Genomic DNA, 18,109 nt, shown 5'->3' with positions numbered 1-18,109 from the left:
AAGCTGCTGCTGATTGGTGGTTTTTCATAATGGTATTAAGAGTACTGCTGTCGTACCAAACAGGACGTCTGGTATCGTTTTAGACTATGGACTAAGTTTTCGCTTATGATTACCATCAAGAAAGGTTTGGATTTGCCCATCACAGGTGAGCCCTCCCGCGAGATATCAGAGCACAGACCAGCACATGTGGCACTCATTGGTTACGATTATGTAGGTATGAAACCTACGATGAACGTTACAGAAGGTGACGTTGTAGCTAAGGGTCAACCTGTTTTTGAAGACAAAAAACGAGTTGGTGTTATATACACAGCCCCTGCAGCTGGTAAAGTTATTGCCATTAAACGTGGTGAGCGTCGTGTCTTTGAAAGTCTTGTAATTGAGGTTGACCCAAACGGTGAAGAAGTAGAGTTTCAGCGCTATGACTCCCAGCAACTTGCTGACTTAGACTCGGAAGCCGTTGAAACCCAATTGCTTGCGTCTGGTGAATGGACTGCATTTCGCACACGTCCCTATAGCCGTGCTCCTGATATCGGTGCGCGTCCGCACGCTATCTTTGTCACCGCGATGGATACCAATCCATTAGCGTTTGATCCAATGTTATTGATCAATGAGCAACTGCAAGCATTTAACGACGGACTGGCTGTATTGTCTACACTCAGCCCAAAAACTTTTGTCTGTCATCATAGTGATGCTAAGCTCCCGTCAGTTGCAAAGACAGCAGATAACAACGTCACTGAGTATCATAGCTTTGCAGGCAAGCATCCTGCTGGTCTTGCTGGTACGCATATTCACTTTTTACATCCTATCAGCCGCGGCGTAACCGTCTGGACGATCGGTTATCAAGATGTGATTGCTATTGGTAAACTCTTTACGACGGGTCGCTTATATACACGTCGATTGTTGAGCCTTGCAGGTCCTGCAGTTAAAGAGCCACATTTGGTTGCGACTGAGCGCGGTGCTGATATGACTGCATTGACAAAAGGACAATTGGTGGCAGGCGAGAATCGTATCATCTCAGGGTCGGTACTTTCTGGACGTAAATTGTTCGATAATGTGGCTTATCTTGGTCGTTTCCACAATCAAGTTAGTGTATTACCTGAAGGCCGTGAACGACCAGCATTTCACTTCTTTAGTCCAGGTAAAAACCGCTTCTCTAAGCTTCCCATTTATATCTCGCAGTTTTTCGGTGGCAAAAAGTACAACTTTACTACCACAAGTAATGGTTCGCCGCGAGCGATGGTGCCTATCGGGATTTATGAAGAGGTTATGCCACAAGACTACTTACCCACACAGTTGTTACGCGCTTTGATCGTTGAAGACATCGTGTCTGCGGTTGATTTGGGCGTGCTTGAACTGGATGAAGAAGATGTTGGATTATGCACTTTCGTATCTCCTGGTAAATATGAATTTGGTGATATCTTGCGTGATAATTTAACGCGCATTGAGCTGGAGGGCTAACCACGATGAAATTTTTACACAATATGTTCGATCGTATGGAGCCGTCTTTTACCAAGGGTGGCAAACACGAAAAGTATTACGCTATTTTTGAGATGTTTGATACGTTTTTACGTCAGCCAGGTACGACGACTTACGCTTCTTCGCACGTACGTGACGGTATCGACCTCAAACGTATTATGATTACAGTATGGATGTGTACCTTCCCAGCGATGTTTTGGGGTATGTATAATGTCGGTCATCAAGCGCTGACTGCTATCTCACAACTAGGGTTACAGCCTGAAGGCTGGCGCACTATGATCACCAGTATGGTAGGCTACAACCCAGATAGTATTTGGGCCTGCTTTGTGTATGGGGCGATGCAGTTCTTACCAATCTATATTGTTACCTTTGCTGTCGGTATCTTATGCGAGATCATCTTTGCCGTGGTACGCGGACATGAAGTCAACGAAGGCTTCTTTGTCACTTCTGTGCTATATGCGCTAATCATGCCACCTGATATTCCATTATGGCAAGTGGCCTTAGGTATTATCTTTGGTGTGGTAGTGGCAAAAGAAGTGTTCGGCGGTACCGGTAAGAACTTCTTGAACCCTGCTTTATCTGGTCGTGCTTTTCTTTACTTTGCCTATCCTGCCTATATATCGGGTGACTCAGTATGGACGGCGGTTGATGGATTTTCAGGCGCAACGCCACTAGGTCTTGCTGCCCTTGGTGTGACGCCAGCTGATTTTACCAACGTATATGGTCAGGCGATCACGTGGAGTGATGCGTTTTTTGGTAATATCCAAGGTAGTGTCGGTGAAGTCTCTACACTAGCTATTTTGCTGGGTGCAGCGGTGCTTCTGTGGACGCGTATTGCCTCATGGCGCATTATGGCAGGTTGTGTGGTTGGTCTGATTGCAACGTCTCTTATCTTCAATATGATTGGCTCTGACGATAACTTGATGATGAACTTGCCATTTTATTGGCATTTAGTAATTGGTGGTTTTGCTTTCGGTGCTGTCTTTATGGCAACCGATCCAGTCTCAGCTGCACATACTAATAATGGCCGCTGGGCCTATGGTATTTTGATTGGCTTTATGACAGTGCTGATTCGAGTAGTTAACCCAGCTTTCCCAGAAGGCATCATGCTCGCCATTTTATTTGCCAACTTATTTGCTCCATTGTTTGATTATTTTGTGACTCAAGCAAATATCAAACGCCAAACAGCTCGGAGGGTTCGTTATGTCCAAGCCCAAAAGTAATAATGCAAAAACCATCAGTGTGGCATTAACGCTATGCTTGGTATGTTCTGTATTGGTTTCAGCAGTTGCGGTCGGCCTCAAACCATCACAAGTTGAAAATGCACGCTTAGATCGTAATAAAAACATTCTAGTAGCAGCCGGCATGTATGATGCTGAGTCTGATACTGCTAAAGATGTTGCCGAACGCTTTAAGGATTTTGAAGTAAAAATCGTTGATCTAAACGAAGGCAACTATCTTGACGACAACGCCTTAAGCGATGCGGGTATTCCAGATCGCAATGCTTACGATGCCAGTCAGGCAACTAAAAATCAGGCATTGAGTGAAGACTTAGGTGATAACGATCCTGCTGGTATTGGTCGTAAACCTAAGTATGCAAAAGTCTATGTTAAGAGTGATGATGCAGGACAGCCTGAGATGGTGGTCCTACCGATTCAAGGCTATGGCTTATGGGGTACTATCTACGGTTTCTTGACGCTTGAAAGCGATATGAATACTATTAAAGGTATCAGCTTTTATGAGCATAAAGAAACGCCAGGATTGGGCGCTCGTATTGAAGAGCCAGAATGGCGTGCCAAATGGCAGGGCATTCACTCGTATGACGATAGTGGCGAAGTAGCAACAGGTGTTACCAAAGCTGGTAATCCAAAAGAAAACTGGGTTGATGGTATTAGTGGTGCAACGCTAACTAGCCGCGGTGTCAGCAATATGATTCAGTTTTGGCTAGGTGAGCAAGGGTATAAACCTTACCTAGACACCTTACGTAAAGACAGTGGTCAAACGATTGATAACGCTGATACAAAAGCAAGTCAGTCAAAACAACCAGACAATCAGACAGCTCAACCTACAACCGAACTGGCAGCCGCGCTACCAGTAGCAAACGGCAAGGAGGCATAACATGGCTGACACAAAAAGTATTTTAACCTCGCCTATTTTTGATAATAACCCTATCGCCTTACAGATATTAGGTATCTGTTCGGCGTTAGCGGTAACGACGAGTATGTCAAATGCCTTGGTAATGTGTGTGGCATTGACATTGGTAACAGCTTTTTCCAGCTTCTTTATTTCAATTATTCGTAAGCAAATCCCATCAAGTATTCGTATCATTGTACAGATGACGATTATTGCTTCGTTGGTTATTTTGGTCGATCAGGTACTAAAAGCTGTCGCTTATGATGTGAGTAAAGGCTTATCGGTATTCGTTGGTTTGATTATTACCAACTGTATCGTCATGGGCCGTGCTGAGGCCTTCGCTATGAGCAACCCACCAGTACCTAGCTTTTTAGATGGTATCGGTAATGGTCTTGGTTACTCTGCCGTACTACTGTTCGTTGCGACTATTCGTGAGTTACTAGGTTCAGGTACATGGTTTGGTATCACTGTCTTACAACCAGTCACTGATGGCGGTTGGTATCTACCAAATGGTCTATTGTTGTTGCCACCATCAGCGTTCTTCATTATTGGTTTATTTATTGCCATCGTTCGTCTTTGGAAGCCAGAACAAATTGAAGAAGCCGAATTTGTAATGAAGCCACAGTCTAAAGGCATGGCACACGGAGGCGGTCACTAATGGGACATTATATTAGTTTATTTATAACCTCAGTCTTTATTGAGAATATGGCGCTTGCCTATTTCTTAGGTATGTGTACATTTTTGGCCGTGTCCAAAAAAGTCTCAACCGCTATAGGCCTCGGAGTCGCTGTTATTGTCGTAATGGCGATTACTGTGCCACTCAATAACCTTTTGTTCCAGTTCATTCTAAAAAATGGTGCGCTGGCATGGGCAGGCTTTCCCGATATCGACCTTAGTTTCTTAGGTCTACTAAGCTATATCGGTCTTATTGCTGCGACTGTACAGATTCTAGAGATGTTTTTGGATAAGTTTGTCCCAGCTCTATATAACGCACTTGGTGTCTTCTTACCGCTCATTACCGTGAACTGCGCGATCTTAGGTGGCGTCTTATTTATGGTTGAGCGTGACTATAACTTTAGTGAATCAGTGGTATATGGGGTCGGTGCAGGTTTTGGTTGGGCAGTTGCGATCACTGCGTTAGCAGGTATTCGTGAAAAGCTTAAGTATTCAGATATTCCGGGACCATTACGTGGTCTTGGCATTACCTTTATTACGGTTGGCCTTATGTCGCTCGGCTTTATGTCGTTCGGTGGCATGTCCATTTAAACCGCTAAGCTTAGACATCTATTTAGCGATTTGACATATTTAATTCATTTATTCGGTAGGCGTTCGGGTACAGTATCAAATTTATGTACCCGCACCCCTACCCCATAGATTAAGGATACATATCATGGATTATGCTACGGCGATTGGTGGCGTTGCTATGTTTACCTTGATCATCATGGGTCTTGTTGCCATTATTTTGGCAGCACGCTCAAGACTGGTCAGTTCAGGCGATGTTACTATTCATATCAATGATAATCCCGATAATGATGTGGTGACTCCAGCAGGCGGAAAACTACTGCAAACCCTTGCTAGTGAAGGTATATTTTTATCTTCTGCGTGTGGTGGTGGTGGTACGTGTGCTCAATGTCGCTGCCGTGTTATTGAAGGTGGCGGTTCTATTCTGCCCACCGAAGAAGGCTATTTTACTCAAGGCGAAATTCGTAATCACATGCGCTTGGCTTGTCAGGTATCTGTTAAGCAGGACATGCAAATAGAGATTGATCCTGAGTTTTTTGATGTACAAAAATGGGAATGTGAAGTTGTCTCTAATGAGAACGTCGCAACCTTTATTAAAGAGCTGGTACTTAAGATTCCAGAAGGTGAAGAAGTTAACTTCCGTGCCGGTGGTTATGTGCAGTTAGAAGCGCCACCGCATGAAGTACATTATAAAGACTTCGATGTTGCTGAAGAATATAGAGAAGACTGGGAAAAGTTTGGCATTTTCAAATATGTATCAAAGGTTGATGAGCCTGTCATCCGTGCTTATTCAATGGCCAACTACCCTGACGAAAAAGGTATCATCAAGTTCAACATTCGTATCGCAAGTCCACCACCACGTGGTCCAGATGGTATACCCCCAGGTAAAATGTCTTCTTGGACGTTTAGCTTAAAGCCTGGCGATAAAGTGACCGTATCAGGTCCTTATGGTGAATTCTTTGCCAAAGATACTGAAGCTGAAATGATTTTTGTTGGGGGCGGTGCTGGTATGGCACCAATGCGCTCGCATATCTTCGATCAGCTTAAACGTCTGAACTCTGATCGTAAGATTAGCTTTTGGTACGGTGCTCGCTCTATTCGTGAGATGTTCTACGTTGAAGACTATGATCAGTTAGAAGAAGAGTTCGATAACTTTGAATGGCATGTTGCCTTATCGGATCCTCTTCCTGAAGACAACTGGGACGGCTATACAGGCTTTATCCATAATGTCTTACTAGAAGAGTATCTAAAAGACCATCCAAACCCAGAAGACTGTGAGTATTATATGTGCGGGCCACCGATGATGAACGCGGCGGTTATCGACATGCTACACAGCTTAGGTGTGGAAGACGAAAACATCATGCTTGATGATTTCGGTGGTTAAATTGGTCCAAGACCATGATTAATTGAGCAAATAGTTTTTTATTTTGACTCATATTTATTTCGATGATCAATATGAAAGACACAAAAAAGAGCGTCAACAGTGGCGCTCTTTTTTTTCATCCATTTTTGCTGTTGGATAAATTTACAATGTTTAATAAAAACAAACCTCAAACATATCTTTTCGCTACCCGGTCTCAAAATGCTCAAAAGACGGTAAGTAACTCTATATTATTTGCATTATCAGCATTGAGTATAGTTGGCCTAACCGCCTGTCAACAGTCGCCTGATTATAACTATTTAATCGGTGAAACAATGGGTACCAGCTACCATATCAGCTATCAATTACCAGAAGAGGTAATCGAGGCAGATATTCAGGCTGCCATCGATCAGCGTCTACAGCAGATTAATGACAGTATGTCGACCTATCAAGTTGATTCTACTATATCCAAGTTTAATCAGTTAGGCAAAGACACACCTATTACAATTGATGCTGACTTTAGTCACGTACTCGATATCTCAAGACAAGTCTATGCACAGTCTGGCGGAGCATTTGATCCGACTGTTATACCGCTTATCAATACTTGGGGGTTTGGTAGTACCATGACTGTCGAACGCTTACAAAGTCCGCCAAGTGCAGCTGAAATTGCAACCGCCCAAGCATTGGTAGATTTTGATAGCGTTGTCAAGCAAAACCAAACGCTCTACAAGACCAAAGATGGCATTGGTCTGGATTTTTCGGCAGTAGCGAAAGGCTACGGTGTCGATGTCATTGCTGATGTTCTCAAAGATCGTTACAACATCCGTAACTATATGGTTGAGATTGGTGGAGAAATAGCGACTTCTGGCGTTAACAATAAGCAGCAGCCGTGGCAGATTGCCATTGATGCACCTATTGAGGGCAGTACTGTTAGCGAACGCCAAACAATTACGGCTATTCGTCAACCACTAAAAACCAATAATCAGATGCATATAGCAACTTCTGGTAACTATCGCAACTCCGTCATATTTGATGGTAAGCACTATAGTCATACCATCGATCCTACAACGGGTAAACCTATTGTTGGTGGTGCTCCTTCGGTGACAGTAGCAGCTGACTCAGTTGCACTTGCCGATGCTTGGGCAACTGCACTGACTGCCATGCCTTACGAAAAGGCGTTAAGTCTCGCTGAAAAGCAAAATATAGCAGCCTTATTTGTCGTATTGGCTGATGGGGTAGAGCATAATGATGCGCTAAACAGTATTGATGATTGGCAAGTAGTTCAGACTTCTACAATGCAAGCATTACGTGCTGATAAGCAGCCTTGAGTTTTGGTTGTAGTGTTTTGAGAATGTATTAACAACAAACGCAAAGCGTAAAAATTTGCTATACTATTAGATAGTTATCATTAAAGATAACTCTATTTTCTAAACTTGAGGTCTCCTCTATGCTTAGCCAACTGCTTCCTATGCTCGCTATTACCTTTACTGTATTTATACTGTTTTTTGTATTTATGGGTATTGGTTATATGGTTAAAAAAAAGCCGCTTAGAGGCTCTTGTGGCGGTGTTGCTAAATTAATGGGTGATGAAAACTGCTCATTTTGTGGCAACGATCCTAACAAATGCGATTCTATCGTTGCAGAACAACAAGAGAATGCACTAAAAGCGGCCCAACTGGGTAAATCGGTATAATGTAAAGCTGGTTACCATACGCTGGTAGTATTTACCCATCATTTGTTCCTATAATAGCGTTAGGTCATATAAATATGATTTAACGCTATTTTTAGTTATGCCACCAGACTTTGATGAGTCATTTTGTATAAAAATGGCTTATCAACTTTTTGAATTAACTACTCGCATATCGTATTTATCCTGATTGTCAGGGTAATAAGCTCACAGTCTTGCATTCTGCAAGTATTTTTACGCTCTGGTTCACGATTTTAGTCACCCTTTAGGTGCGTTTTCTTTGGTGTTATGTGCAAGCGACGACTCTTCGGCGCTGCTCAATGACGTGTCTTTTTTCTTATTCTAATAATAGTCGTGCTGCTATGTCTACCCCCTCTAATTTGCAACCAAAGTCTCATCTAGATACTGCATCGGCGTCTAAGCTGCCCTCCTCACGCTTTACTTTTTGGCTTGTATTATGTGCCATAATTTTGCTCGCCACCAATATGCGAGCACCGATCGTGGCACTTGGTTCTATTGCGCCAGTAGTACAAGATGCTTTAAATATTTCTGAGACTGAAATTGGTTGGTTGGGCGCCGTGCCTATGCTGACTTTTGCAGTGGGCGCACTCATTGCTCCAGCGATTGGTAAGCGGTTTGGGCTTGAGAATACGCTGATTGCAATGATTGCGTTATTAACGATGGGAATGATTATTCGTACTATTATTCCTACTTGGATTGGGTTCTTGAGTGGCACGTTATTATTGACGTTAGCCATCGGCTTTGCCAATACGTTGGCGGCACCCGTTATTAAACAGCGGACACCGAATCATATTCCGCTGATTACTGGTATCTTTAGTCTCACGATGACAGTGACGGCGGGTATTGTCGCGGGCGTCGTACTACCGTTATCTGAGCAGGTAGGCTGGCAGTGGGCGCTTGGTGGTTGGTCGCTTTTAGGTGTTTTTGCGATAGTTATTTGGATATTTTTACGCCTGCGTCTTGGCTCGTCCAGTCATCAAGTGGCAGTGCTACCTACATCAGGCTCTTCAGAAGTCTCTATGTGGCGGACACCTTTTGCGTGGCAAATCGCAGTCTTTATGGGTTTACAGTCGTTACTGTTTTATACCGCTGCCAGTTTTTTACCCTCTATTTGGGTCAGTCAAGGTTTATCGGCTGTTAAAGCAGGACAAATGGGGTCGGTATTTCAGTTTATGGCGCCGTTTTCTATTTTGATTATTACCTGGCTTATCAATCGTGGTCGCCCTATCCAAGCGCTGACTGTGGTTGCTGCCTCTTTGAACGTGATTGGTGTTTTAGGGGTCAGTTACTTTTCTACAGATCTTGCTTGGTTATGGTCAGGACTGATGGGTATTGGTTGCTCTGCTATTTTTACCTTGAGCATGATGTTATTTTCGCTACGAACTTATACAACCAATCAATCTAGCGAGCTGTCTGGTATGGCTCAATTTGTGGGTTATTTGATTGCGTTTTTTGGTCCGTTAGGGACTGGCTGGTTACATGAAGCTACTGGCGATTGGGATTTGCCGTTGCTTATTATGTTAATTTTGATGATTATCAACGTTGTAATTGCTTGGACAGTGAGTCGTCCGGTAATGGTCGATGGTCGCCCTGCTTAGAGTATGCTTGTGCTTGTTATATGAGTAGCTGTAGTCGTTAACAGTGCTAGCTTTCCGTCCGACTTGTGAATTATCGAGGCGCTACAACATTGACAGATACAGAGGACTAAGGATGAGCAACTCTATTCACCAATCTAAAGCTGACACTAAAGGTCAAAACCAAGTTGAGCTATTACCCGCTGTTGCCAACTATCTACAAGTATTAAATGAGCAAGTACTGCCTGCCTTTATTAACACAGGCAGTGTTCCTAATGCTATTAATGCCAGAGATGGTTTGGCACATTTAACGCATACCTTTGTTACTGAAACTGTGGATGTAGCGCTCATAGTCGATGACATCATTGAATGTGATGCATCAGCTGACGATGTTTATGATGTGCCAGCTTATAACGTTCCTGTGCGCCTTTTTTATCCCAGCGAACCTGACAATGTTAATCAGACTGAGCCAACCGTTTTGCCTGTGATGCTGTACTTTCATGGCGGCGGTGGCACGGCAGGTAGCGTCTCTGTTTATCATCAAATTTTATGTCGTTTGGCAAAACACACAGGACACATAGTCGTTGCGCCAGAATACCGCCTTGCACCAGAAAACCCTTACCCCTGCGGCCAAAATGATGCTTGCACAGCTTTGCTTGGATTACCTGCACTACTTGCCCGCCATCACATTAGCACAAATAAATTAGTAGTAGCTGGAGACAGTCATGGTGGAGCATTAGTCACCAATCTGCTACGTGACCCTAGAATAATAAAATCAGGCACAATAAATGATATCAGCGCCCAAGTGCTAATATATCCAAGTGTTGACTTTACCATGAGCTGTCCTTCTATTGAGACATACGCCAATGGTTATTTGCTCAGTCAAGCGCGCATTAGTTGGTATTTTGACCAGTACTTTCAACATGGTGAAGACAGGCAGGCCAAGTCCGCCCTATTTGCCAGTCAAAATGAATTGGCGCAGCAGCCGCCTGCCCTTATCATCAATGCAGCGGTCGATCCGTTGTACGATGAAGGTGCCGCTTATGCTACCAAACTTAGCGAAGCTGGTGTTGATACCCAGCACATGACTTATGATAAAGTCATTCATGCTTACCTTAATATGGAAAGCCTCAACCCTGATATCTGCCAGCAAACCTATCAAGCGATAAATGCGTTTTTGGCTAGCAAAAGTTCTGAATAACGCTAACCAATCTTAGACAGCCAACTGTTATTAGAATTGCTACTATAAACGCCATAATGCAAAAATAGACCTGCAATGGAATTACTATGCCGTTACCTTCAATGAAACCACACTTAATGATACGTTTGTCTAAAAACGTTGGTCTAACTCTACTGACCAGCTTAGCACTGGTAGCTTGCAGCTCAGCCACTGATAATAATGCCGATGCTAAAGATCAAGCAATAGATACATCGCAAGCACATGTTGCAAGCGAAGTTTCACGTGAAACAACCACTGAACAAGGTAGTATAGTAGCTATCGAACAACCTATTACTATCTTGGCCCTTGGCGATTCTTTGACTGAAGGTTTGGGAGTCGACCCCAATGATAATTATCCAGCACAATTGGAAACAACACTTAAAGAGATGGGTTACAAGAATGTCAAAGTCGTTAATTCAGGTCTGAGCGGTGAGACCAGTACAGGCCTTGTCAATCGTTTAGACTGGGTGGCACAAACAAACCCTGACATTACCATACTGACTATTGGCGCTAATGATGCTATCCGTGGTATTGACGTCGCAACCGTTGAGGATAACATCCGTACCGCGGTTAAACACTTGCAAGACAACGGCAGTGAAGTCATCTTGGGAGGCATGCAGATTTATGACAATCTTGGCTCTGACTATGTAGAGTCGTTTGCCGCAATTTATCCTCGCATCGCTAAAGATATGAACGTCACGCTGATTCCGTTCTTTTTAAATGGTGTGGGCGGAGACCCTGAGCTCAACCAAGCCGATGCCATTCATCCAACCAAAGATGGCTACACAATTATCGTTAATGATAATATTTTGCCCATCTTAGCGCCCAAGCTTGAAGCAATGGTAGAGACTGAAAATAACTGATTCGACTGATTAAAATACCTAACGAGCCAGCACAAGTAACAGACCCTACGTCAACTGAGACTATGTAATGACCTTATCAAATTCGACTGCAGCATCATTATCAACAGAATCTACATCCAATCCTGAACAGCAAGCCTTACTTACCGCCACGCATCTCAACAAAACCGTACAAGTCGGTGAGCAATCACTGTCTATTATCAAGGACGTGAGTATCCATGTTGATGCTGGCGAGTTCGTGGTCATTATGGGTAAATCAGGCTCAGGTAAATCCACTTTGCTGGGTTTACTTGCTGCATTAGACTATCCTGATAGCGGCTCGGTTGAGCTGGCTGGACAGACACTAAGCAGTCTCGATGAAGATGCGCTGGCAATCATTCGTCAGCGTGAGATGGGCTTTGTCTTTCAATCATTTCACCTACTACCGACTTTGACAGTGGCGGAAAATATTGCCTTTCCGCTTGATATCGCGCGGCGTCCGAATAAAGCACGGGTGAATGAGCTTATTGATGCGGTTGATCTGGGTCATAGGCGTCATAGTCTGCCCAATCAACTATCAGGCGGTGAGCAACAGCGTACCGCTGTGGCGCGGGCACTGGTATCGCAGCCAAAAATTGTGTTCGCTGATGAGCCAACGGGCAACCTTGATGAGCAAAATGCCGATCAAGTCATGAATTTATTATTAGACCTGCGCCAACAGACGGGGTCGGCACTGGTCATCGTGACTCACGATTCTGCGCTTGCTGACATGGCAGATCGCGTTATTACTATGCATGACGGTATGATAGATGGGTCGACAGTTAATGGATAATATGGATAAAGAGTCAAATTACTCAGGTGGCATGATAAGCCAACTTTTTAATCGCGATCTAGGCTCGCAAGCACTCAGTCGTAGCTGGTGGCAGCGCTGGGTGTACCCTGTGTTGTTCCTACTGACGTTGACCCTGTCGCTTGCTACCTACCTGACCCTCGACTCTGTGCAGCAGTCTGTCGATAGCTATATCAATGATAATCAGCGTGCGCTCGTTGGTGGGGATCTCATCCTAAACAGTAAGCAAGACTGGCCAAGCGAAGTACTAACGCAGGTAGAAACTATCCCTAATACACAAACGGTGTATGACTATCAGTTTAGCGCCATGCTGGTCAATGATGAGCAAACCTTGCTTGCCAGCGTCAAAGCCGTCTCGCCGTCGTATCCCTTATACGGTACGGCCGAGCTTGCCTCAGGGCAGCCGCTATGGGAGCAGCTAACATCTGACAGTGTGATCGTCGCGCCAGAAGTGCTCAGTAGCCTACAGGCCGAAGTCGGCGACCGTATCACCATTGGCGATGCGCAGTTCATGATCAATGATGTACTGACAAAAGAGCCTGATCGACCGTTAACTACCTTTGGTTTTGGTGGCCGTGTGTTGATGAAACAAGATGCACTCCCGTCAACCAATCTATTAGGACAACGCAGCCGCATAAACTATCGTATTGAGATAGCAGGCGATCCAGAGCTTATAACCACACAGCGTGATGCGCTCACAAATATCCTGACCAATTATCCTGATATTGAGCTGTCTGACGCTGTGTCAGCCGATACTTCGGTCTCGCGTATCTCGGACAATGTATTGATGTTTTTAAAATTACTGGTCATCGCGGTATTACTACTCTCTGCGGTCGCCATGTACGGTGTCATTAGCGCGTTTGTCACCAAGCAGCAGTCCAATAACGCCATTCGCTTGGCATTAGGCGAGCCGCTCGGCTCACTTAAGCGCAGTTACTATCAGCTGCTTATCGTCACGACTGCTGTCGCTTGTGTTGCCGCAGTGATATTAAGCCTAGGCTTACTTAAAGTTGGTCAGCCTTATCTAGTGGCTATCTTGCCTGCCGACGTGGGTCTTGCCATCAATCCAATCAGTGCCATCAAGACCGTGACAATTGCCTTAGTCCTAACATTACTGATTGCGCAGCGCGGCCTGAGTACACTAAACACCACTAAGCCTGCTACCCTCCTCAGCCAAGGTGCGAGCACGCAGACTAGAGACCTGCCTTGGTATCGACGCGTACCGTTACTATGGTATGGCTTGGTACTGGCAGGACTGTATGCCTTCTTTGCTTATGAAGTAGGCTCACTGTCATTAGGGGCGCAGCTATTAGGCGGCTTAATCGTACTGGTGGTAATATTTTGGCTACTGGCGCGTGGTTGGCTCTGGCTACTGGCGAAATTGGCAAGCAACACTAAGGTCAGCTGGATGCAGCGTATCGCCATCCATAACCTGGCGCGTAAAGGCAACCAATCCGCGTTGTTCTTTGTCACCTTATCACTGTCGGTCGCAGTGCTGACGCTCATCACCACACTTAATCACAGTATCAATGCGCAGTTTATTAATGCCTATCCTGAAGACGCGCCCAATTTGTTTTTGCTCGATGTGCAGAGCGATCAGCATGATAAGATTGATACCATCATTGAGGCACCCGTTACCTATTATCCGGTGATTCGTGCCCGTGTGGAGACGGCCAATGACGTGGTGGCAAAAGATATCGAGCCTGAGGATGGCTTCGATGATCCTACGCGTGTGTTTAACTTAAGCTACGCAGATACGGTGATGGATACCGAGTATATCGTTGACTCGCTCACAGATGGCGAGCTGTATACCTCTATCGATGATGCCGATCAGCAAGTCAAACCCTTGTCTATCTTGGACACTGCCGCCAGTATGCTCAATGTCGGCATGGGCGATGAAGTGGTCTTTAATATTCAAGGTATCGAAATCGTCGGGCAGATCACCAGTATCCGCACGCGCTATGAGCGTGGCCCAAGCCCGTATTTCTATTTCTTATTTGAGCCGTCCGTGCTGTCCGCTGCTCCGCAGATTCAATTTGCCACTGCCCACGTATCAGAAGATACGATTCCAGAGCTACAAGGTGAGCTGGTACGCCAGTTCCCAGCGGTCACCACCATTGATGGTACGGCTATCGCGAAACAAATCCAAGAGCTGGTGGTACAAATGAGCCGCTTGGTCTATGTGTTCACCTTGCTTGCCCTACTTACTGGGGTCATGGTGCTGATTAGCTCGCTACTGTCTACTTCGCAAGATCGCATGAAGGACAGCGCGTCGTTTAGACTGCTCGGTATGCAAAAGCGTGACCTGTATATGCTCAATATCTTAGAGCTGGGCGTGCTTGGTATTAGCGCGGCGACCTTTGCCGTGGTCATCGCCAGCGTTGGCGCATGGGCGGCGATTACTCAATGGTTTAATCTACAGTTTAGTGTGCCATGGACAAGCTTGGCTATTGGCGGTGCAGCGTTAATCGTCTTGCTGTTTGCCATTGCCGTTATTTATGTGAGATTGGTGATTGGACGTGGGATTATGGCGCGGGTGCGGGGGATGGTTTAGGTTGAAAGCTTGATAATTAGTATACTTTGATAAAAAATTTTATATTGATAACATAAGGGGACATGTTAAATGAATAACACGATTGTTATATTAGCCAATTCTGTTAAGAATAGAGCTCACTGTGTAGCAGGAAAGTGTATAAGAACAAAACAATGGATTAGACCTGTAGGAGATGTAAATGGATGCGCTCTTAACAATTCTCAAATTCAAGTTACCAACCCAAAATTTAGAGGCTCATATAATGTAAAGCCACTACAAAAAATTAATATGAGGTTTTTAGGTGAAACTCCTTTAATAAATCAACCTGAAAATCGTATGATAGATAACACATGGACATGGACTCAATCATACTATATTCATCCATTCCAACTTAACTCCTACTTAGATAGCCCAGAAGATCTTTGGGGTACAGGAGATAATCTACCTTACAGTCAGATACAAAACGGGCAGATAATAATTGCAAACTCTCTATACTTAGTTAAAGTTAGTAATTTGAAATTATACTACGATGAGTCTTATGGAAAAAGAAGAAGGAAAGCTACGTTTTTTTATAAAGGCATTGAATATACATTATCTGTTACTGATCCTAATTTTGATAAAATTATTAATAGTTCTGAGGACTACTCAGAATCTATTTTATGTATAAGCTTAGGAGAGCCTTGGGAGCAGAACAACTGCTGTTATAAATTAATTGCTACTATATTCGCGGAATAAAACTATGAAAGTACATACTATTGGATTTACCCAAAAGGGCGCTAAAGATTTTTTTGGTATGATCAAACAGCAGGGTATACATACATTAATTGATGTCAGGCTAAATAATACGTCCCAACTTTCAGCATTTGCTAAGAAAAATGATTTAAAGTACTTTTTAAAAGAGTTGTGCAACTGTGAGTATTTACACCTACCTGACTTAGCACCTACAAAAGAAATTCTAAAACCTTATCAGAAGAAAGAGATTAGTTGGGAAGCCTATGAAGATAAATTTATGAATCTTATGCAGAGAAGAAGAATTGAAAGGTATCTAAGATCAGAAGACTTCAATAATAGCTGTTTATTATGTAGTGAGCACCTTCCTCACTATTGTCATAGAAGATTAATCTTAGAATACTTAAAAAAATTCAATAACGATATTCAAAGTAATCATTTGGTTAATTTATTATGACAAATCTGTTTATATTCTATCCTGAAGCATTTAAGGTAAAAGCAAAGTTTGAAAGAAAAGTAAGTCGAATAGTACAAAACTTAAACAACTATAATGTCTATTACCTTTCTGATCCGAATAATTTTATTGAATCTTTCTTTCAAAATATTGTAAAAAAAACAGCACTTTATAAGATATCTGACCTTAATAGCAACAATATAACTCATGCTATCGTTTTTGATGATGGTGAAGAGTTTGTAGATAATTATCAGAGCTTTATTAACAATCCTAATATAAATACTAGGATAATCAATATTGATATTACTCGTGTTGTAAATATAGATAAAGACACACAGTATAAGTCTATCAAAAGTAGCGATACTTATCAGTACATAGGTCGTGGTTCCTATTGGGGAAACCCTTATTCTATGTATGATTTCTCAAACGATGAAGATAATTCAAGAGAAGACGTTATAAGAAAATTTAAGTATGACTTCGATCATAATAAATTTGTTAAAAAAGAAAAGAATGAGGTATATAAACTGGCTGGAAAGAGGCTTGGTTGCTTTTGTAAACCCGAAGCATGTCATGGAGATATTTTAGCTGATTTCCTAAATTCTTGGGACGATGGTAAATAAAGGGTTCATTAGTAACAAATTTAAAACTATCTCTGCGATAACAAGGCTTTTAGCCCTGATTGCAGCGGTAGCTTGGTAGATTGTGGCGCTTACAGCACCTCGCACAGGAGTGATCGCTCGAACGTTGGAACGCTACTGTGTTTAGGTGCTGTGCGCCGCAGACTGCCAACTACAAGCGCAAAGCAGGTTTCTGCTGCATCAGTTCCAAAACCCTCTCAATTCACATCTCAGTTATTTTAATCCTAACTATTTTCAATAAACTCATTTATTTGGCGAGTGATTATCTTCCATAGTTTGACTTGCGAGGCTCGGCTACCTGCACCCATATGCGGGGTCAGAATGATACGAGGATGACCTTCGTTGGCAAGCTGGACAATCGGATCATCTTCGCCAGCAGGTTCTTGTTCAAATACGTCGGTGGCATAGCCGAGTATCTGCTCTTGTCTGACTGCGTCAGCTAAGGCCTCGCTATCGACAATCTTGCCACGGGCGACGTTGACCACCAGCGGTTTTTTACTCATTTTGCTTAGGGTGTCTTGGTTAATAAGATGTTTGGTTTCCTTGGTGAGCGGGCAATGTATGGTGATAACATCGGAGTTGCTCAGGACGGTGTCAAAGTCGGTGTAGTCGTCATTACGAGGCTTGCGACCTTGGCGCTCTGCCCATAGGACGTTCATGTCATAGGCTTTGGCAAGCTTGGTGATCCGCTTGCCAATGTCGCCGATACCAATCATACCGATGGTTAAACCCTCAAGGTCAATGGCCTCAGCATCAATGATATCGGCTCGCCCCTTCTCCTTCCATTCGCCACTTTTCACTTTGTTGTGATAATGGATACTGGCACGCATAGCGCTGAGTAATAACATCATGGTGTGCTCGGCGACGGTGGCGCTGGCAAAATCCGGTGCATTAAGGAGCGTGACGTCATTGTCTTCGCAGGCTTGTTTGTCAATATGGTTGGAGCCGACAGAGAGGAGCTGGATGAGCTTGAGATTGGGTAGCGCCTCAATCACGTCACGCTCGATACGTAGCGAGCCATTAATCATGATGTCGGCATCTTGACAGCGCTCAATGATGGTTTTATTGTCTTGTGGGGTTTCTTCAAAGGTAACGTAGTCGGTTATTTTTTCGGGAGTAGGTCGCGCAAGGTCGGCAGCAAATCTTTTTTCATCGAGTAATACAGCTTTCATAAGGACTCCTTTTTTAATCGTAGTGGGTCTGTTATTTAGCACTTACTATATAAGGGTTGCGGTGGACGCTGTGTTAGCGTTTGTTGGACATCAGACAAGCTCCTATATATTAAGCGCGGCATCAAGCAAGGTTGTTTACTCCCTTCATAGCCCTCATTTGCTATACTAGCCCAACTTTATCA

Annotated in this window: 17 protein-coding genes; 16 read left to right on the top strand and 1 reads right to left on the bottom strand. The window is 43.8% G+C overall.

The features are described 5' to 3' along the window. The first annotated feature begins 105 nt into the window (after nucleotides 1-105). From Q0890_RS07150 to Q0890_RS07075, 16 genes are all read left to right on the top strand, one after another. The gene (locus Q0890_RS07150; protein ID WP_299218949.1) at nucleotides 106-1,458 is read left to right on the top strand and encodes a Na(+)-translocating NADH-quinone reductase subunit A; all 1,353 of its coding nucleotides are present in this window, start codon (nucleotides 106-108) and stop codon (nucleotides 1,456-1,458) included. A 5-nt stretch (nucleotides 1,459-1,463) separates the two neighbouring features. Beyond that, the gene (locus Q0890_RS07145) at nucleotides 1,464-2,699 is read left to right on the top strand and encodes an NADH:ubiquinone reductase (Na(+)-transporting) subunit B (protein ID WP_299218947.1); all 1,236 of its coding nucleotides are present in this window, start codon (nucleotides 1,464-1,466) and stop codon (nucleotides 2,697-2,699) included. Next, the gene (locus Q0890_RS07140; protein WP_299218945.1) at nucleotides 2,680-3,594 is read left to right on the top strand and encodes a Na(+)-translocating NADH-quinone reductase subunit C; all 915 of its coding nucleotides are present in this window, start codon (nucleotides 2,680-2,682) and stop codon (nucleotides 3,592-3,594) included. Before Q0890_RS07145 ends, Q0890_RS07140 begins: the two co-directional genes overlap by 20 nt. A 1-nt stretch (nucleotide 3,595) precedes the next feature. Continuing rightward, a complete protein-coding gene (locus tag Q0890_RS07135) occupies nucleotides 3,596-4,267 on the top strand; it encodes an NADH:ubiquinone reductase (Na(+)-transporting) subunit D (protein WP_299218943.1) in 672 nt (223 codons plus the stop codon). Further along, nucleotides 4,267-4,875: an NADH:ubiquinone reductase (Na(+)-transporting) subunit E gene (nqrE, locus tag Q0890_RS07130; protein ID WP_299218941.1), complete on the top strand. Its 609-nt coding sequence runs from the start codon at nucleotides 4,267-4,269 to the stop codon at nucleotides 4,873-4,875. The genes Q0890_RS07135 and nqrE overlap by 1 nt, the downstream gene beginning before the upstream one ends. 124 nt (nucleotides 4,876-4,999) lie before the next feature. Further along, on the top strand, nucleotides 5,000-6,235 hold the full coding sequence (nqrF, locus tag Q0890_RS07125; protein ID WP_299218939.1) for an NADH:ubiquinone reductase (Na(+)-transporting) subunit F: 1,236 nt from the start codon (nucleotides 5,000-5,002) through the stop codon (nucleotides 6,233-6,235). A 146-nt stretch (nucleotides 6,236-6,381) separates the two neighbouring features. Then, nucleotides 6,382-7,539, top strand: a complete 1,158-nt coding sequence (locus Q0890_RS07120) for an FAD:protein FMN transferase (protein WP_299218938.1) — start codon at nucleotides 6,382-6,384, stop codon at nucleotides 7,537-7,539. Between the two features lie 119 nt (nucleotides 7,540-7,658). After that, nucleotides 7,659-7,904 (top strand): (Na+)-NQR maturation NqrM, encoded by a 246-nt coding sequence (gene nqrM, locus Q0890_RS07115; protein WP_299218936.1) that lies wholly within the window; start codon nucleotides 7,659-7,661, stop codon nucleotides 7,902-7,904. A 356-nt stretch (nucleotides 7,905-8,260) separates the two neighbouring features. Continuing rightward, nucleotides 8,261-9,517 (top strand): CynX/NimT family MFS transporter, encoded by a 1,257-nt coding sequence (locus Q0890_RS07110; RefSeq protein WP_299218934.1) that lies wholly within the window; start codon nucleotides 8,261-8,263, stop codon nucleotides 9,515-9,517. A 112-nt stretch (nucleotides 9,518-9,629) separates the two neighbouring features. Then, complete coding sequence (locus Q0890_RS07105) at nucleotides 9,630-10,694, top strand: alpha/beta hydrolase (protein WP_299218932.1); 1,065 nt, start codon at nucleotides 9,630-9,632, stop codon at nucleotides 10,692-10,694. An 86-nt stretch (nucleotides 10,695-10,780) separates the two neighbouring features. Continuing rightward, on the top strand, nucleotides 10,781-11,575 hold the full coding sequence (locus tag Q0890_RS07100) for an arylesterase (protein WP_299218930.1): 795 nt from the start codon (nucleotides 10,781-10,783) through the stop codon (nucleotides 11,573-11,575). A gap of 67 nt (nucleotides 11,576-11,642) precedes the next feature. Beyond that, nucleotides 11,643-12,383, top strand: coding sequence for an ABC transporter ATP-binding protein (locus Q0890_RS07095; RefSeq protein ID WP_299218928.1), 741 nt, complete (start codon nucleotides 11,643-11,645; stop codon nucleotides 12,381-12,383). Continuing rightward, a complete protein-coding gene (locus Q0890_RS07090; RefSeq protein ID WP_299218926.1) occupies nucleotides 12,361-14,955 on the top strand; it encodes an FtsX-like permease family protein in 2,595 nt (864 codons plus the stop codon). Before Q0890_RS07095 ends, Q0890_RS07090 begins: the two co-directional genes overlap by 23 nt. Before the next feature lie 69 nt (nucleotides 14,956-15,024). Continuing rightward, a complete protein-coding gene (locus Q0890_RS07085; RefSeq protein WP_299218924.1) occupies nucleotides 15,025-15,669 on the top strand; it encodes a hypothetical protein in 645 nt (214 codons plus the stop codon). A 4-nt stretch (nucleotides 15,670-15,673) separates the two neighbouring features. Beyond that, nucleotides 15,674-16,120, top strand: a complete 447-nt coding sequence (locus tag Q0890_RS07080; protein ID WP_299218922.1) for a DUF488 family protein — start codon at nucleotides 15,674-15,676, stop codon at nucleotides 16,118-16,120. Next, on the top strand, nucleotides 16,117-16,737 hold the full coding sequence (locus Q0890_RS07075; protein WP_299218920.1) for a DUF4326 domain-containing protein: 621 nt from the start codon (nucleotides 16,117-16,119) through the stop codon (nucleotides 16,735-16,737). The genes Q0890_RS07080 and Q0890_RS07075 overlap by 4 nt, the downstream gene beginning before the upstream one ends. 242 nt (nucleotides 16,738-16,979) lie before the next feature. Here Q0890_RS07075 and Q0890_RS07070 read toward each other — a convergent pair whose 3' ends face one another. Beyond that, a complete protein-coding gene (locus Q0890_RS07070) occupies nucleotides 16,980-17,927 on the bottom strand; it encodes an NAD(P)-dependent oxidoreductase (protein WP_299218918.1) in 948 nt (315 codons plus the stop codon). Nucleotides 17,928-18,109: the final 182 nt, after the last annotated feature.

It is taken from the genome of uncultured Psychrobacter sp. (assembly GCF_947488565.1).
GTDB classification, from domain to species: domain Bacteria; phylum Pseudomonadota; class Gammaproteobacteria; order Pseudomonadales; family Moraxellaceae; genus Psychrobacter; species Psychrobacter saeujeotis.
Note: the sequence above shows the minus strand (reverse complement) of the source record. Positions and strands in the feature narration are given on the sequence as shown.

Bases quoted from the DNA above. Each gene is read 5' to 3' on its own strand.
- Q0890_RS07085 (WP_299218924.1), top strand. From the start codon at position 15,025: ATGAATAACACGATTGTTATATTAGCCAATTCTGTTAAGAATAGAGCT.
- Q0890_RS07135 (WP_299218943.1), top strand. From the start codon at position 3,596: ATGGCTGACACAAAAAGTATTTTAACCTCGCCTATTTTTGATAATAAC.
- Q0890_RS07075 (WP_299218920.1), top strand. From the start codon at position 16,117: ATGACAAATCTGTTTATATTCTATCCTGAAGCATTTAAGGTAAAAGCA.
- nqrF (WP_299218939.1), top strand. From the start codon at position 5,000: ATGGATTATGCTACGGCGATTGGTGGCGTTGCTATGTTTACCTTGATC.
- Q0890_RS07145 (WP_299218947.1), top strand. From the start codon at position 1,464: ATGAAATTTTTACACAATATGTTCGATCGTATGGAGCCGTCTTTTACC.
- Q0890_RS07120 (WP_299218938.1), top strand. From the start codon at position 6,382: ATGTTTAATAAAAACAAACCTCAAACATATCTTTTCGCTACCCGGTCT.
- Q0890_RS07150 (WP_299218949.1), top strand. From the start codon at position 106: ATGATTACCATCAAGAAAGGTTTGGATTTGCCCATCACAGGTGAGCCC.
- nqrE (WP_299218941.1), top strand. From the start codon at position 4,267: ATGGGACATTATATTAGTTTATTTATAACCTCAGTCTTTATTGAGAAT.
- Q0890_RS07140 (WP_299218945.1), top strand. From the start codon at position 2,680: ATGTCCAAGCCCAAAAGTAATAATGCAAAAACCATCAGTGTGGCATTA.
- Q0890_RS07070 (WP_299218918.1), bottom strand. From the start codon at position 17,927: ATGAAAGCTGTATTACTCGATGAAAAAAGATTTGCTGCCGACCTTGCG.
- nqrM (WP_299218936.1), top strand. From the start codon at position 7,659: ATGCTTAGCCAACTGCTTCCTATGCTCGCTATTACCTTTACTGTATTT.
- Q0890_RS07090 (WP_299218926.1), top strand. From the start codon at position 12,361: ATGGGTCGACAGTTAATGGATAATATGGATAAAGAGTCAAATTACTCA.
- Q0890_RS07110 (WP_299218934.1), top strand. From the start codon at position 8,261: ATGTCTACCCCCTCTAATTTGCAACCAAAGTCTCATCTAGATACTGCA.
- Q0890_RS07105 (WP_299218932.1), top strand. From the start codon at position 9,630: ATGAGCAACTCTATTCACCAATCTAAAGCTGACACTAAAGGTCAAAAC.
- Q0890_RS07080 (WP_299218922.1), top strand. From the start codon at position 15,674: ATGAAAGTACATACTATTGGATTTACCCAAAAGGGCGCTAAAGATTTT.
- Q0890_RS07100 (WP_299218930.1), top strand. From the start codon at position 10,781: ATGCCGTTACCTTCAATGAAACCACACTTAATGATACGTTTGTCTAAA.
- Q0890_RS07095 (WP_299218928.1), top strand. From the start codon at position 11,643: ATGACCTTATCAAATTCGACTGCAGCATCATTATCAACAGAATCTACA.